The organism is Acinetobacter sp. T63 (assembly GCF_053852345.1).
In genome coordinates, this window is the sequence record NZ_CM132659.1 from 416,107 (window position 1) to 431,114 (window position 15,008).

Annotated in this window: 13 protein-coding genes and 1 pseudogene; 12 read left to right on the plus strand and 2 right to left on the minus strand. The window is 45.2% G+C overall.

Annotated features, from left to right (window positions below; genetic code table 11):
* The first annotated feature begins 430 nt into the window (after window positions 1–430).
* The 7 genes from ACVLR6_RS01940 (at window position 431) to ACVLR6_RS01970 (ending at window position 8,704) form a co-directional block, all read left to right on the plus strand.
* Entirely contained in the window at window positions 431–1,399 is a 969-nt protein-coding gene (locus tag ACVLR6_RS01940; RefSeq protein WP_455995754.1) for an RluA family pseudouridine synthase, read from the plus strand.
* Between the two features lie 336 nt (window positions 1,400–1,735).
* Window positions 1,736–2,404 (plus strand): HAD-IA family hydrolase, encoded by a 669-nt coding sequence (locus tag ACVLR6_RS01945; protein WP_016659605.1) that lies wholly within the window; start codon window positions 1,736–1,738, stop codon window positions 2,402–2,404.
* A gap of 537 nt (window positions 2,405–2,941) precedes the next feature.
* A complete protein-coding gene (locus ACVLR6_RS01950) occupies window positions 2,942–3,739 on the plus strand; it encodes a 2-keto-4-pentenoate hydratase (RefSeq protein WP_104470672.1) in 798 nt (265 codons plus the stop codon).
* Window positions 3,740–3,775: 36 nt separating this feature from the next.
* Window positions 3,776–4,672: an acetaldehyde dehydrogenase (acetylating) gene (locus ACVLR6_RS01955; protein ID WP_005181969.1), complete on the plus strand. Its 897-nt coding sequence runs from the start codon at window positions 3,776–3,778 to the stop codon at window positions 4,670–4,672.
* A gap of 11 nt (window positions 4,673–4,683) precedes the next feature.
* The gene (gene dmpG / locus ACVLR6_RS01960; RefSeq protein ID WP_005181971.1) at window positions 4,684–5,703 is read left to right on the plus strand and encodes a 4-hydroxy-2-oxovalerate aldolase; all 1,020 of its coding nucleotides are present in this window, start codon (window positions 4,684–4,686) and stop codon (window positions 5,701–5,703) included.
* Between the two features lie 586 nt (window positions 5,704–6,289).
* On the plus strand, window positions 6,290–7,561 hold the full coding sequence (locus ACVLR6_RS01965) for an OprD family outer membrane porin (protein WP_016659602.1): 1,272 nt from the start codon (window positions 6,290–6,292) through the stop codon (window positions 7,559–7,561).
* A 282-nt stretch (window positions 7,562–7,843) separates the two neighbouring features.
* Entirely contained in the window at window positions 7,844–8,704 is an 861-nt protein-coding gene (locus ACVLR6_RS01970) for an alpha/beta fold hydrolase (protein WP_005181976.1), read from the plus strand.
* A gap of 75 nt (window positions 8,705–8,779) precedes the next feature.
* On the opposite strand, the pseudogene ACVLR6_RS01975 reads toward ACVLR6_RS01970, so the two are convergent.
* Window positions 8,780–9,456 (minus strand): annotated as a pseudogene (locus tag ACVLR6_RS01975) (DUF1345 domain-containing protein).
* 306 nt (window positions 9,457–9,762) lie between these two features.
* Entirely contained in the window at window positions 9,763–10,662 is a 900-nt protein-coding gene (gene hcaR / locus ACVLR6_RS01980) for a DNA-binding transcriptional regulator HcaR (RefSeq protein WP_005181980.1), read from the minus strand.
* 284 nt (window positions 10,663–10,946) lie between these two features.
* Here hcaR and hcaE point away from each other — a divergent pair, with 284 nt between their 5' ends.
* The 5 genes from hcaE (at window position 10,947) to ACVLR6_RS02005 (ending at window position 15,006) form a co-directional block, all read left to right on the plus strand.
* Complete coding sequence (hcaE, locus tag ACVLR6_RS01985) at window positions 10,947–12,314, plus strand: 3-phenylpropionate/cinnamic acid dioxygenase subunit alpha (RefSeq protein WP_005181982.1); 1,368 nt, start codon at window positions 10,947–10,949, stop codon at window positions 12,312–12,314.
* Window positions 12,311–12,829 carry a 3-phenylpropionate/cinnamic acid dioxygenase subunit beta gene (gene hcaF, locus ACVLR6_RS01990; RefSeq protein ID WP_005181997.1) on the plus strand — a complete coding sequence of 173 codons (519 nt, stop codon included), beginning with the start codon at window positions 12,311–12,313 and terminating at the stop codon, window positions 12,827–12,829. The genes hcaE and hcaF overlap by 4 nt, the downstream gene beginning before the upstream one ends.
* On the plus strand, window positions 12,829–13,155 hold the full coding sequence (gene hcaC / locus ACVLR6_RS01995; RefSeq protein WP_005181999.1) for a 3-phenylpropionate/cinnamic acid dioxygenase ferredoxin subunit: 327 nt from the start codon (window positions 12,829–12,831) through the stop codon (window positions 13,153–13,155). Before hcaF ends, hcaC begins: the two co-directional genes overlap by 1 nt.
* Before the next feature lie 2 nt (window positions 13,156–13,157).
* Window positions 13,158–13,973 carry a 3-phenylpropionate-dihydrodiol/cinnamic acid-dihydrodiol dehydrogenase gene (hcaB, locus tag ACVLR6_RS02000; RefSeq protein WP_005182001.1) on the plus strand — a complete coding sequence of 272 codons (816 nt, stop codon included), beginning with the start codon at window positions 13,158–13,160 and terminating at the stop codon, window positions 13,971–13,973.
* A gap of 67 nt (window positions 13,974–14,040) precedes the next feature.
* Window positions 14,041–15,006, plus strand: a complete 966-nt coding sequence (locus ACVLR6_RS02005) for a 3-carboxyethylcatechol 2,3-dioxygenase (RefSeq protein WP_005182005.1) — start codon at window positions 14,041–14,043, stop codon at window positions 15,004–15,006.
* The last annotated feature ends 2 nt before the right edge of the window (window positions 15,007–15,008 follow it).

Below are 15,008 nucleotides of genomic sequence, written 5' to 3' on the forward strand. Positions count from 1 at the left end.
TTGTGCAGATCCAATGTATCAACGCTGTAGCCTGAATGCGACATCAGGGAACGACTAGTCTGATGTGTATCAGTTTACGTTTAAAAACCAACTTGAGGTTGGCGACATATTTTTTCAGGCAAACTGATTTATGTACCTTAAGTACAATTAAACGCAACAGTTTGCAGTTTTGCCGATATAATAAGCCTTCGGCGTCGGCATAATTCTTTTGGGACCTTTACGTGTTTAGTGGAGTGTTTGATTGAATAATCAACTTCAGTAAAAACCGAAATGACCCAACTTTTACCCACTTACGATGGTTTCCGTGCGCTGACTATATCAAACCTTGCATCATCTGCCTATGGGCTAAGCTTATGTTTCTTGTGTAAAGCATAGCCCAAGTGATCAGTTTTTAATCAATTTTAGTATTTTTTTAGGTCGTCGTAACTGTATGAATTCTACCCAACAATGGCAAAGTGTCACTTGGTTTGAAGTCGATGAGCATCAAGCGGGGCAACGGATTGACAACTTTTTGTTTAGCCGTTTAAAAGGCGTGCCCAAAAGCCGGATTTACCGTCTGATTCGTGAAGGTCAGGTGCGGGTCAATAAAAAACGGGTCAAAGCCGAAACCAAGCTGAATATTGGCGATCAGATCCGGGTTGCTCCAATCCGTTTTGAACAGAAAGATGATACCCCGGCGCCAGTGTCGGACAAAGTTGCTCAAGGCTTGCTGAACCGGGTCATCTATGAAGATGAAGGGCTGATGGTGGTGAACAAGCCATCGGGCATTGCCGTGCATGGGGGCAGTGGTGTGGCCTATGGCCTGATTGAAGGCTTGCGCGCCGCCACCGGGAAAAAATATCTGGAGCTGATTCACCGCATTGACCGCGATACTTCGGGTCTGGTGATGATTTCGAAAAAACGCAGCGTATTAAAAACCTTGCAGGACATGCTGCGCGAACACAAAATCCGTAAAACCTATGCTGCGGTGGTGAAAGGACAGGTGACGCTGGACAAACAGCTGATTGATGCACCTTTACATCGTTATGAGCTGGCCAATGGCGAACGTCGCGTGCGTGTGTCTAAAGAAGGTAAAGAATCGAAAACCCAGTGGAATGTGCAAGAGCGCTTTATGCATGCCACACTGGTCTATGCATCGCCGCTGTCTGGACGTACCCATCAGATTCGTGTGCATGGTCTGAGTATTGGCCATCCGCTGGTGGGCGATGAAAAATACGGTCATGAAACCGAATATCGCGGGCCTAAACCACGCCGTTTATGCTTGCACGCCATGCGTCTGGAGATTCCGGGTTATCCAACCATTGAAGCACCATTGCCTGAAGATATGCAGAGTCTGGTGGCGCAGTTAAGAGTGCAGAAGGCGGATAAGGTGGTAACGCTTGCAGAAGATGATGAGTAATCTTTGGCTTTTTAATTCTCGTTCGTCTTGCTTTATTTAAGTGGGAAATTTCCCTCTTTATTAAAATTAAAGATGAGGAACATTGTTCCGAAAGGGGGAGATTAAATTTCGGAAAAATCCTCTCCCTAACCCTCTCCTTTAAGAAAGGAGAGGGAGCGTTGCGATAGTAAATGATATCTGCATCCGAAATGTGCGAAAGGCGACATGGATGTCGCCGTTGGGTAATTAATATCTGTTGTGATCTTGCAATAAAAGTTATTTTCTAATGAAGCTCTCCCTCTTTTTTAAAGGAGGGTCGGGGTGGATTTAAACTGAATCAAATCGAGGAAACCATATATGAACACAGCTGTAGAACTCATCATTTTCGACTGGGATGGCACCTTGTTTGATTCAGTCGGTCAAATTGTGGCGAGTTTACAGTTCGCTGCACAGCAGTTTCAGCAACCCTTAACCGATGAAGCAGCCAAAAGCATTATCGGTTTGGGCCTGCCTGAAGTGGCGCAGCGTTTGTTCCCGATGGTGCCGGAATTGCATGGCGAGATTTTACAGTGCTATTCCGAGCACTATGTAGCCAACTCCAAAACCGATGTCTGGTTTGATGGTGTGGCGGCGATGCTGGATGATTTACAGAATGCCGGGGTAAAACTCGCGGTGGCTACCGGTAAAAGTCGTAAAGGCCTAGATCGTGTATTGCAGCAGACTCAAAGTATGAATCTGTTTGCTGCGACCCGTGCCGCCAGTGAAACCCGCTCTAAACCGCATCCCTTAATGTTAGAAGAAATTCTGGCAGAAACCGGGGTGCGCCCTGAGCAGGCAATTATGGTCGGCGATACCTCTTATGATCTGGAAATGGCGCAGGCTATTGCCATGCCGCGTGTGGGTGTCAGCTATGGGGTACATACGGTCGAAGTGTTACAGCTGTTTCAACCGCTAAAAATTGCCGGGGATGTCAGCAGCCTGCATCAGTTCCTGTTACAGCAGGTACAAATGAAACAGGCCATCTAGGTGGGAGAGCATCTTTTCAGAAGAAGTGAACCTCTTGCCGCTTCTTCTTTTATTCAAGAGCTTATTTTCTTCCTTCTTATATTGATCTCTGCCTGGGCATGTTGCGTGATTGCAAAGTTTCGTCTTTCTTTTTCTGTTCTAGAGGCTGTATAAACACTGTGCAGCCTTATTGCCTCTAAAAGCTGCTGATAAAATCGTCTAATACCGAAGCCTTAAGCGCTGAAACTTCTCATCCAGATTTTCTTAAAAAGTGGATAGAAATACTCGGAAATCTATAGCTATCAGGGGCTTCGTGTCGGTTGAGTTGTGGCTGTGTTATAGGTTCTAGCTATTGTAAAAAATAAAATAAGTATTGGCATAAAAAGTCCATTTTTCCGATTCTAAATCAGTTTATATCTATGCGCGTTTGCTAGAGATCGGCAGCAACAGCCTGTTGCCGCTCTGATCAGTCCCCCCTATATCGGCCGATGTTCAGCTGCATGCCGGAAAATCTAGTCAACAGCATAAGCCCAATTTTTGCAGTTTAAGGAAACATTGATGTCGAATTCTGCTGTTGTTGCATCAGTTGCTCAAGCGTTAAGAGATGCTGAATTATCACAAACTGCGATTGCACCGATTCGCCCACAATTAGGCGGTGAATCTGCTGATGTAGATATCGCGTACGCAGTTCAAGAAGTAAATACCGAACGCGCGTTGAAAGAAGGCCGCCGTTTAGTAGGTCGCAAAATTGGTTTGACCTCGAAGGTAGTTCAGGCACAACTGGGTGTTGATCAGCCAGATTTCGGTATGTTGTTTGCAGATATGGCCTATGGTGATGGTGAAGCCATTCCTGCGGGCTTGCTGATTCAACCGAAAGTTGAAGCAGAAATTGCACTGGTCATTAAAGAAGATTTGACCAAAGAAAAACACACCTATGCTGACATTATCAGTGCAACTGACTACGCACTGCCAGCAGTAGAAGTGGTGGATAGCCGTATCGAAAACTGGAAAATCAGCCTGATTGACACTGTGGCAGACAACGCATCTTCAGCGGCATTTGTTTTAGGTTCACGTCCAGTAAAACTCGACAACCTGGATCTTGTGAACTGTAAGATGGTCATGACCCGCGGTGAAGAAGTGGTTTCTCAAGGTGTGGGTAAAGCCTGTTTAGCCAACCCATTGAATGCTGCAGTCTGGCTGGCAGATGAAATGGTACGCCGTGGTCGTCCATTGTTAAAAGGCGACATCATCTTAACAGGTGCATTAGGGCCAATGGTTGTGGCGCAACCAGGCGATGAATTCAAAGTTGAAATTGAAGGCTTTGGTTCAGTTACAGCGGCATTCGCTGCTGAATAAGCCCCAACCTGATCAGAATTTTAAGAGAGTACATTCATGAAAAAGATTAAATGTGCAATGATCGGTCCAGGTAACATCGGTACTGATTTGCTTTACAAATTACAACGTAGCGAATGGTTAGAGCCAGTATGGATGGTGGGTATTGATCCTACATCTGAAGGTCTAGCGCGTGCGGCGAAAATGGGTTTAAAAACCACGGCTGAAGGTGTAGATGGTCTTCTTCCTCACGTAATCGAAGATGACATCAAAATTGCATTCGATGCAACGTCTGCATACGTACACGCAGAAAACAGCCGCAAGCTCAATGAACTTGGCGTGTTAATGATTGACTTAACACCGGCTGCAATTGGTCCATTCTGCGTACCACCTGTCAACCTGGAAGCATTGCTTGCGGCTGGTGAAGTGCCAAACGTCAACATGGTAACGTGTGGCGGTCAGGCAACCATTCCAATGGTTGCTGCGGTTTCTCGCGTTCAACCGGTTGAATATGGCGAAATCATTGCAACGGTATCGACGAAATCAGTTGGTCCAGGTACGCGTAAAAACATTGATGAATTTACCCGTACTACTGCAGGTGCAATTGAGAAAGTTGGTGGTGCGAAACAAGGTAAAGCGATCATCATCATTAACCCAGCTGAGCCACCACTGATGATGCGTGACACAGTACATTGTTTAGTTGAAGGTGAGCCAGATCAAGCTGCGATCACTGAATCTGTACATGCGATGATTAAAGAAGTGCAAAAATATGTACCAGGTTACAAACTGGTAAACGGTCCTATTTTTGACGGTAACCGTGTTTCGATCTTCTTAGAAGTCGAAGGTTTAGGTGACTTCTTGCCGAAATATGCAGGTAACCTGGATATTATGACAGCGGCTGCTGCACGTACTGCAGAAATGTTTGCTGAACACGTTTTCAACACTGCTGAAGCTTAAGGAGCAACCTCATGTCTAAGATTATTGTTCATGATATGACTTTACGTGATGGTATGCACCCGCAGCGCCATCAAACCACTGTTGAGCAAATGATTGCCATTTCAACAGCATTAGATGATGCAGGCGTACCTTTAATTGAAGTGACCCACGGTGACGGTCTTGGTGGTTCATCAGTCAACTACGGTTTTGCTGCTGCTACTGACGAAGAATACCTGTCTGCTGTTGTGCCACGTATGAAGAATGCGAAAGTGTCTGCACTGCTTCTTCCTGGTATCGGTACAGTTGATCATTTGAAAATGGCGCATGAAATTGGTGTATCAACGATTCGTGTTGCAACACACTGTACAGAAGCGGACTGTTCTGAACAGCACATCACTGCTGCTCGTAAACTCGACATGGACACTGTGGGCTTCTTAATGCTGGCTCACATGGCTTCTCCTGAGCGTCTTTTAGAAGAAGCGCAGAAGATGGTGTCTTACGGTGCAAACTGTATTTATGTCACAGACTCAGCAGGTTACATGCTTCCTCAAGACGTGAAAGACCGCGTGGGTCACTTGCGTCAACACCTTGACCCAAGCATCGAACTCGGTTTCCACGGTCACCACAACTTAGGTATGGGTGTATCAAATACGGTTGCTGCGGTTGAAGCAGGTGCAGTACGTGTGGACTTGGCCTCTGCAGGTCTTGGTGCGGGTGCGGGTAACACACCACTTGAATTGTTCATTGCTGTAGCGAACCGTATGGGTATGGATACAGGCGTTGACCTGTTCAAAGTACAAGACGTTGCTGAAGACCTTGTGATTCCAATGATGCACAACCCAATTCGTGCAGACCGTGATGCGGCAACTTTAGGTTATGCGGGTGTTTACTCTTCATTCCTGTTGTTTGCAAAACGCGCTGAAGCGAAATATGGCGTGTCTGCGCGTGAAATCCTGATGGAACTGGGTCGCCGTGGTACAGTCGGTGGTCAGGAAGACATGATTGAAGACTTGGCGTTGACCATGTCTAAAGCACGTGAAATGCAAGCTTAAGTTTTAATTTTAAAACTGGCTTAAACAAAGCACTCCAAATATATTTGGGGTGCTTTTTTATTGGTGTGATTGATTGACTCACGATCACTTTAAAATAAATCCGGATTTAAAAGCGCACAGCTCAATACATTTAAGATGCATCTTATTTTTATATAAAAAATCTGTTAAATGATCAGCCGGGATTTATTTTAAAAGGATGGAAAAGAGGGAATAGAAAGCTAAGGGGTTTAAATTCGGGGAAAAGCTGAATTGTTTTAAATATTAAATTTTTTATAAATAATACTGATAGTTAAAAGCTATTAGTTAAAGTGTTAATGTTAAAACCAATAAATAAAGCTTAAAAACTCAGAATAAATAAAAAATACAGTGAAAAATAATATGAATAACAGATGTTTATATTTTTAGGGTGGAGAGTATTTAGCAGGGAAATGATTGCTGAAATATCTTAAAAAAATAAAAAAAGCGCTGTGAAATCAAAAAAATGCCCAAAACGATAAATGTTTAATACTGTGGTCGGATTTTCTATTTGATTATGCTTACGCATGATGACGGCATTGTTTTTATCTGCTGAATGGGAAAATTTACCATGCGTCGTCAAAAATTATGGATAGCAATGCTTGCTGCGACAGCAACTTTAGGAACTTCTGCTACATATGCAGATTTTATTGATGACAGCAATGTTCAACTTAAATTTAAAAATTTCTATTTAGATCGTCAGTATCAAGATAAACCAGAATTGAACTTTGGTTCATGGTCACAGGCGGTAACTTTGGATGCCAAGTCTGGTTATCATGATATTGGTGGTGGCGTGCAAATTGGAGCAGATGTACTGGTTCAACATGCAGTTAAACTCAACGGCCGTGATCAAAATCCGGATTGGGTGTTACCTCACGATGGCAAAGAATCTAAAGATCATTTTGGTAAAGTTGGTGCAACCTTAAAAGTTAAGGTATCTGAAACTGAGTTGAAGGTTGGTGATCTATTACCAATGTCACCAGTGGTATTCTTTGATCCATCTCGCCAATTACTGACTACTTATAGTGGTGCCTGGTTAGAGTCTAAGGACCTGAAAGATACCAAGTTAACTCTGGCTTATATTGATGGCATTAATGCACGTTATGAAAATCAATATCATGACCTGAGCTTATTTCCGCAAAACAACTTTGCGACAGCAGTCAGTACAGATGACGGTATGTATATTGCCGGGATTGATCATCAATTCACCCCAAAAGTGGGGGGTAGTTACTGGTATGCAGATGTCACCAACATCTACCAACAGCATTATGCCGCTGTAAACTATAAAACCACCTTGGCTGAAAACACCAAGTTAGACACTCATGTACGTTATTTTGACAATAGCGAGTCAGGTGACCAGCTGTATGGCAAGATTGACAGCCAGGCCGTGTCTGCAGGTGCAAAAATCAACCATGGTATGCACACAGTACAATTAGGCTACCAGCAAATGTTTGGAGAGCATGGTAACAAAGCGCCAATGTTCCCGACATTGGGTGGTTGGGTACCACAGCCTTATCTAGACAACTGGTCGGTGGCAAGCTTTATCCGTAAAGATGAAAAATCATGGAGCTTGGGTTATACCTATAACTTTGCTGATGTGGGTGTACCAGGTTTAACCGCAACTGCACGTCATTTCCGTGGTTGGGATGTCGATAATGGTGCAGGCGAACCGCGTGGCAAAGAAAATGAAAACAACCTGATTGTGAACTATGTGGTACCAGAAGGTAAGCTAAAAGGTTTAGGTTTCAACTACATGTTTATTGATACCAACTATGACAATATCTCAGGTGGTAACGATCTAGAAGAACACCGTATCGCGACGACCTATACCTATACATTCTAATTGGTCAAGCTCAAAGAGCAGCTGCACCTCCAGCTGCTCTTTTTTATGTAAAAACAGATGAAAGTCCTAATAAAAATAAGGATTTAAAAATAACTAAAATATTTAAAAACAATGACTTAAATAATCGTTTTTTTGTAGTTTAAAATCGTAATTTTGTATCAGTTGAAAGCGCAGGAGCGGTTAATATAAGCCTATAGAAAACGCATGTTCAACGAGTCACTTGACGTCCAGACCTTCCAAGATTGAGGGAAACGCAAGCTAAAGACTGTATGAGGAGTAAGTATGAGCACTGTCCAAATCCCTGACTATACAACAGATTCATTCTTTGGCTTAGAAGACAAATGGATTGAAACCGCAGAAGGCGAACTCACCCACTACCATGAAATTGGTGAAGGTACGCCAATTCTGTTCTTGCACGGTTCAGGTACGGGTGTATCTGCAGCAGCCAACTGGTGGTTAAACCTGCCACAAATTGGTGAACAGGCACGTTGTATCGCGATTGATACCATTGGTTATGGTCAAACCGTTGTTGCACCGGGTACCCAATATGGGATCCGTGCCTGGGTTGATCACGCAATCCGTACCTTAGATGCTTTAGGTATCGAGAAAACCTGGTTGGTGGGTAACTCTTTAGGTGGCTGGTTGGCATTTCAATTGGCACTGGATTATCCAGAGCGCGTTCTGGGTATCGTGTCTATGGGTACCGGTGGTGCCAAGCAAACTGCGGCACTGAAAGCGCACGCGAACCCAGTACTGACTGAAGAAGGGATCCGTAAGACACTGTCTATGTTCGTGGTGAACAAAGACCTGATTACAGACGAACTGGTGAAAGTCCGTTTTGACTCGGCTGCAAATGACTATGCATCTGACCGTTTAATGGACGTGGTGGGTGCGCGTGACCGTGACCGTTTCGAATTCCCGTTAGACTTCGAAAAAATGAAAGACATCACCGTACCTGTACTTCTGATTCATGGTACTCAAGACGTGGTGATTCCAGTATCCCGTACCTGGGACATTCTGAATGTGGTGCCAAATGCAGATGCACACATCTTCAGCCAGTGTGGGCACTGGTCACAAGTTGAAAAAGCCGATGAGTTCAACACAGTTATTAAAAACTACCTGGCGGCGCACGGCGTAAAATAAGTCGGTGATAAAAGCGAAAAAAGGATGGTGACAGGCCATCCTTTTTTTATGGGCGGAATTTCTGGTTCAACCGGTTTAGTGTTGAATAAAGCTGGCCACCAGATTAATACAAATCGCCAGAATGGTGGTGTTAAACATATAGGCCAGCACAATATGCAGCGTATTCAGGATACGCATCGCGCGTGAGCTGATGGTGACATCGGCGGTTTGTGCCGACGTGCCAATCACATAACTAAAATAGAGAAAATCCGGATAGGTCGGATAAGGGGTTTTCGGAAACTCCAGACCACCTGCCTGATGCTGTTGCAGCGCCAGATAATAGTCATGCGCATAGTGAATCGCAAAAATGGTATGCATAAACAGCCAGGCACATAAAATAGTGGTAATCGCCAGCAGAAAATGCCCCATGCGTGCAAAGTCGGTTTGGGCAAATAAGTTGATCTCGACAATAATCGCAATAAAACACATCACCAGGGTTAGAAACAGCAGTAACAGAATCAGCCATTTACTGGCATCCTGCTGCTGGGCGCGTTGCAGAATATGCTGATGATCACTGTGCCAGAAATTCAGCAGGGTAAAGAGCAGATAGCCGGACACGGCAATATTCCAGCTGATGAGCAGGCAGGTCGACCAGGTCCACGGGCTCAAGCACTGAAAAATACCGTACAGCACCGTGGTGATCAGAAAACTGATAAAAAATAAGGATGAGACTGCATCCCGGTTTTAATATGGCTAAACGGTGTTTTTATCATTCTTATTCCTTTGATCTGGCCCATGACAGATAAAAGCATGCCTAGCATCCTGCTTCAGGGGCAGAACATAGCGGCACTTCACTGTGGTCTAGCTTATTAGACTTAAGTTGTAGTTTACGGCTGAAAATAAATCTGCGCGGCTAGCAGAGAAAAAGTCGTAAAAGTGCAAAAATGATAAAAAATGGTGCAAAAAAGCCTGCGACTTAAGTCTAATCTGATTAAAAAGCCAGCAAATTAGCCATAAAAAAAGCACCATTATTTAGTCTCGAAATAATGATGCTTACAGGCAGTCAGCCAAAGCGTGGCTTAATCGCGGTTAATATCCAGGTAAAACACCCGGGTCAGCAGTTCCATAAACTTGTCGACCGATGGCGAGTTGCTGTTTTTGCGGTAACTGACATACAGGTCCAGATAAGGCAGTTCGATATCCAGCGGACGGATGATGGTGTTGTTCATGGTCAGCGGGGCAATGTAGCCCGGCAAAATGGTACAACCCAAGCCCATGCCAATCGAGTTGATATTGAACAGGATGTTGTCGGCTTTTTGCACAATGTTAAATTCAATGCCATTGGTCTTGGCAAAGTTTAGAATCATGTCGTGCAGATTCTGCGACTGCTCTGCGGCCGGAATAATAAAATCAATGCCATTAAGAGCTTTGACCGGAATACGTTCGTATTTGGCCAGCGGATGGTCTTTTGGCAAAATGAAAATCAGCGGTTCGCGCAGCACGAACTGGCTTTCAATTTCATCACTGTTAAAGTTGTGACGGGTAAAGGTGATGTCCAGTTCACCTTTTTTAATGGCTTTCATCTGATCATTGTTGTTCATACTGAGCAATTCAATTTTCAGATCGGGGTTCTGTACGCGCAGATTCGGCAACACATACGGGAAAATCTTCATTTCCGCGACCGGTACAAAGCCAATGCGTAGCATCTGCTGTTTGGCCTGGGACACCTGACGCGCCATAGCCACGGCTTTGTCGGCCTGCGCCAGGGTCAAGCGCGCCTGTTCCAGAAACACTGCGCCTTCTTCTGTCAGTTCGACCTTACGTTTGGTCCGGTGTAACAGTTTTACGCCAACGTCTTCTTCGAGGTCTTTAATCTGTTGACTTAAAGAAGGCTGGGCTGTGTAGAGCTTCAAGGCAGCCTTACTGAAGTTCAGTTCTTCAGCCACGGTAATGAAATAGCGAAGGTGACGTAATTCCATAAACCCATTCCAAAAGATTAATTCAAAAAATGTCTAACTATCATGTCTTAAGAGTATAGTCTATAATCAACTATTAGGTGAAGATTATTCTGCCATTTAGGAAATAAATAGGCTTTCAAATTTTATTAATGCTTTAATAAAGAGAAATAAGCGATAAGTAATTGATAAAATATCTTAATTAAAACAAAAAAAATATTTCACTAAACCCCGCTAAAAAATCATTATCCATGCAAAGTTGAGTCTATTTATTTTGTGCCGTTGTGTCGGTCACAGGAGAGCTTTCAATGAGTGGAAAAATTGATGTGCGCGAAATCGACGCTTTAGTCGATGCACAAAATGGACGTATTACGCCATCTATCTATACTGATCCAGATATCTACGAGCTAGAACTTGAACGTGTATTTGGTCGTACTTGGTTATTCCTTTGCCATGAAAGCCAAATTCCTAAGGCGGGCGACTTCTTCAACACCTATATGGGTGAAGATCCGATCATTGTGGCACGTCAAAAAGATGGCTCGATCAAAGCATTCTTAAACCAATGCCGTCACCGTTCTATGCGCGTAAGCTTCGCAGACTGTGGTAATACCCGTGCGTTCACTTGCCCATACCACGGCTGGTCTTACGGTATTGACGGTTCTTTAAAAGACATCCCGCTTGAAGATCGTGCTTACCCGCATGGTGCATGTAAAGAGCAATGGGGTCTGGTTGAAGTAAACCGTGTGAAGTCTTACAAAGGCCTGGTATTCGGCTGCTGGGATGAAACCACACCAGATCTAGAAGAATACATGGGTGATATCGCTTGGTATCTTGATGGCGTTGTAGACCGTCGTCCAGGTGGTACTGAAATCATCGGTGGTGTACACAAGTGGGAAATCGAGTGTAACTGGAAATTTGCAGCTGAACAGTTTGCATCTGACCAATACCACGCCCTGTTCTCTCACGCATCTGCGATTCAGGTACTTGGCGCGAAACCAGACGACGAATCAACCAAGAAATTAGGTGCTGCTCAAACGGCTCGTCCAGTTTGGGAAACTGCAAAAGATGCACTGCAATACGGTTCACGTGGTCACGGTTCAGGCTTCTTCTTCACAGAGAAACCAGATGCAAACGTTTGGGTTGACGGTGAAGTGGCCAACTACTTCCGCGAAACGTATGAAGAAGTAAAAGAGCGTCTAGGTGAAGTACGTGCGCTACGTCTTGCAGGTCACAACACCATGTTCCCGACACTGTCTTGGTTGAACGGTACTGCAACACTTCGCGTATGGCACCCACGTGGTCCAAACAAAACTGAAGTTTGGGCATTCTGTATTGCCGATGCTGAAGCGTCTCAAGAAGTGAAAGAAGCGTTTGAACGCTCTGCAACGCGTGCATTCGGTCCTGCCGGCTTCCTGGAGCAAGATGACTCTGAGAACTGGATCGAGATTCAGAAAGTTTTACGTGGTTATAAAGCACGTCAAAACAAATTGATCGTTGAGATGGGTAAAGGCAACGAGAAAGTACGTGAAGATGGTATCCCGGGCATCACCAACTACATTTTCTCTGAAACTGCAGCACGCGGTATGTACCGTCGCTGGGCAGATTTATTGATCCATGAAAAATGGGAAGACGTTGAAAAAGCGGCTGACGAATACGAGAAGGAGCTTATGAAATGAGTCAAATCAGCTTAGAACTTCATCACCAGATCAGTCAGTTCCTGTATCAAGAAGCCAAGCTTCTTGATGACTGGAAATTCCGCGAGTGGTTAGACACGCTAGCTGAAGATATTTCTTATACGCTACGTACCACACCAAACGCACAAACCCGTGACCGTCGTCGTTCGGTTGAACCACCGACGACTTGGGTATTCAACGATACGAAAGATCTGTTGGAACGTCGTGTTGCCCGTCTTGAAACCGGTATGGCCTGGGCAGAAGAGCCTCCATCACGTACGACTCACATGGTGTCTAACGTGATTGTTGAAGCGTCTGAAGTAGAAGGCGAATACGATGTGTACGTGACTTATTTACTGTACCGTACCCAAAAAGAGAAAGACGTTACGATTTACTGTGGTAAGCGTCATGACAAGATCCGTAAAGTTGAAGGCGGCTTAGGCTTCCAGATCTTCAACCGTAAGATCACGCTTGACCAAGTTACCTATAACTCACATAACCTGAGTGTGTTCTTCTAATGAATAAGATTTTTGTTTGCCAAGTTGACGAGCTTGACGAAGGCGAAGCATTGAAAGTGGACTGCGGCGTAAACGGTATTGATGCGCTGGCAGTATTCAACAATGGCGGTGAATTCTTCGCAATGAATGATCGCTGTTCACATGGTAATGCATCGATGTCTGAAGGTTATCTGGAAGACGACGGTACAGTTGAATGTCCGCTGCACTCTGCACGTTTCTGTTTGAAAACTGGTCAAGCACTATGCTTGCCAGCAACAGATCCAATCCAGACATTCCCAGTGATTGTTGAAGATGGCGCGTTATACGTAGAGATGGCAGGAGAGTAATCATGGGTTGGCTAAAAGGCGAAGTTGCACTCATCACTGGTGGTGGTTCAGGTTTGGGCTGGGCTTTGGTTGAGCGTTTTTTAGAAGAAGGAGCACAGGTGGCCGTTCTTCAGCGTTCTCAGTCTAAAGTTGATGCTTTACAGGAACACTTCGGTGACCGAATTCTTGCAATCGCTGGTGATGTTGCCAACTATGAAGACAATGTCCGTGCTGTTCAAGCGACCGTTGAGCGTTTTGGCAAGCTTGACTGTTTTGTGGGTAATGCCGGTATCTGGGATCACTATGCCGATATCGTCAACACCTCGGGTGAGCAACTGGATAAAGCCTTTGATGAAATCATGGGCATTAATACCAAGTCGCTGATCCTGGGTGCCAAAGCAGCGCTAGACGAACTGATCAAGTCTGAAGGTTCAATTATCTTCACTTTATCAAACTCTGCGCTGTATTCATCGGGCGGTGGTCCTGTTTATACCGCATCCAAACATGCCGGTGTAGGCATCATGAAAGAACTGGCCTATGAATTAGCGCCAAAAGTTCGTGTCAATGCCGTGGCACCGTCTGCCATGAATGTGAATATCAAAGGTGCGGCATCACTCGGTCAGGAAAATGTTGGCCTGCTCGATGCACGTGATCCTGAGAAAATTGCCCGTGGTATGCCACTGAACTTCTTGCCAGAACCAGAAGATATGACCGGTTCATATGTGCTGCTGGCTTCACGTCAAAACAACCGTCCACTGACCGGCGTGCTGATTAACGCGGAATGTGGCTTGGGCATTCGTGGTTTACGTCAACCACGTGCCGGTTTCTTTGACGAGTAATTCACGCCTTAAAACATAATGGACTAACCCGGCAGCCTTTTGGCTGCCTTCCGTTTAGGAGTCACACATGGCCGTTAAACTTATTTGTGCATCGCACAGTCCTTTAATGGAGTTTGCCACTCCACAAGAACAACGCAAAGAACAAGCTGTTCGTCAGGCGTTTGAAAAACTGTCTGCGGAAGTCAAAGCCTACGATCCAACCCTGATCATTACCTTTGGTCCAGACCATTTCAATGGTTTCTTCTATGACCTGATGCCAAGTTTCTGTGTGGGTATTCGTGCCACTGCAGCAGGTGACTGGGACTATGGTAAAGACAACAACAAGATTGATGTGCCTGAAGAAACTGCACTCAATCTGGTTCGCCGTGTCCTTGATGAAGGCGTGGATGTGGCCTATTCGTATCGTATGCAGGCCGACCACGGTGTGACCCAGCCATTACATTTCCTGTGTGGTGGTCAGCTCGATCGTTATCCTACCATTCCAGTTTTCATTAATGGTGCAGCTGCGCCAATGCCAACCACCAAACGTACCATTGCTTTAGGTCGTGCGGTCGGTCAGTTTATCAAGTCACTGAATCTTGAAAACGAACGCGTACTGGTTCTGGGTACGGGTGGTCTGTCTCACGATCCACCTACACCGCAAATGGGTTCGGTACCACCAGAAGTGGAAGAATTCCTGATTGCCGGTCGCAACCCGACGCCGGAAGCACGTGAAGCCCGTCAGGCAAAAATTATTGCCGTGGGTCAGAAGCTGGCCGCGGGGGATACCTCGGTAGCGGTTCCGCTGAATGCGGAATGGGATATTGCCTTGCTGGAGAAATTCAAGCAGGCAGATTTCGCAGCACTGGAAGCCATGACTGAAGCGGAAATCCGTCGTGATGGCGGCCGTGGCGGTCAGGAAGTCCGTTCATGGATGGCGGCATTTGCTGCATTGCATGAGCTGGGCGAATATGACATGACCACCCACTGTTATGAAGAAATCAGCGAGTGGATTGCCGGTTTCGGTATCGTTTCTGCAGAATTAAAAGGTTAACT

What these genes read in the sequence shown, in the direction of transcription:
- ACVLR6_RS01940 (WP_455995754.1), top strand. Translation starts at nt 431, where the DNA reads ATGAATTCTACCCAACAATGGCAAAGTGTCACTTGGTTTGAAGTCGAT.
- ACVLR6_RS01945 (WP_016659605.1), top strand. Translation starts at nt 1,736, where the DNA reads ATGAACACAGCTGTAGAACTCATCATTTTCGACTGGGATGGCACCTTG.
- ACVLR6_RS01950 (WP_104470672.1), top strand. Translation starts at nt 2,942, where the DNA reads ATGTCGAATTCTGCTGTTGTTGCATCAGTTGCTCAAGCGTTAAGAGAT.
- ACVLR6_RS01955 (WP_005181969.1), top strand. Translation starts at nt 3,776, where the DNA reads ATGAAAAAGATTAAATGTGCAATGATCGGTCCAGGTAACATCGGTACT.
- dmpG (WP_005181971.1), top strand. Translation starts at nt 4,684, where the DNA reads ATGTCTAAGATTATTGTTCATGATATGACTTTACGTGATGGTATGCAC.
- ACVLR6_RS01965 (WP_016659602.1), top strand. Translation starts at nt 6,290, where the DNA reads ATGCGTCGTCAAAAATTATGGATAGCAATGCTTGCTGCGACAGCAACT.
- ACVLR6_RS01970 (WP_005181976.1), top strand. Translation starts at nt 7,844, where the DNA reads ATGAGCACTGTCCAAATCCCTGACTATACAACAGATTCATTCTTTGGC.
- hcaR (WP_005181980.1), bottom strand. Translation starts at nt 10,662, where the DNA reads ATGGAATTACGTCACCTTCGCTATTTCATTACCGTGGCTGAAGAACTG.
- hcaE (WP_005181982.1), top strand. Translation starts at nt 10,947, where the DNA reads ATGAGTGGAAAAATTGATGTGCGCGAAATCGACGCTTTAGTCGATGCA.
- hcaF (WP_005181997.1), top strand. Translation starts at nt 12,311, where the DNA reads ATGAGTCAAATCAGCTTAGAACTTCATCACCAGATCAGTCAGTTCCTG.
- hcaC (WP_005181999.1), top strand. Translation starts at nt 12,829, where the DNA reads ATGAATAAGATTTTTGTTTGCCAAGTTGACGAGCTTGACGAAGGCGAA.
- hcaB (WP_005182001.1), top strand. Translation starts at nt 13,158, where the DNA reads ATGGGTTGGCTAAAAGGCGAAGTTGCACTCATCACTGGTGGTGGTTCA.
- ACVLR6_RS02005 (WP_005182005.1), top strand. Translation starts at nt 14,041, where the DNA reads ATGGCCGTTAAACTTATTTGTGCATCGCACAGTCCTTTAATGGAGTTT.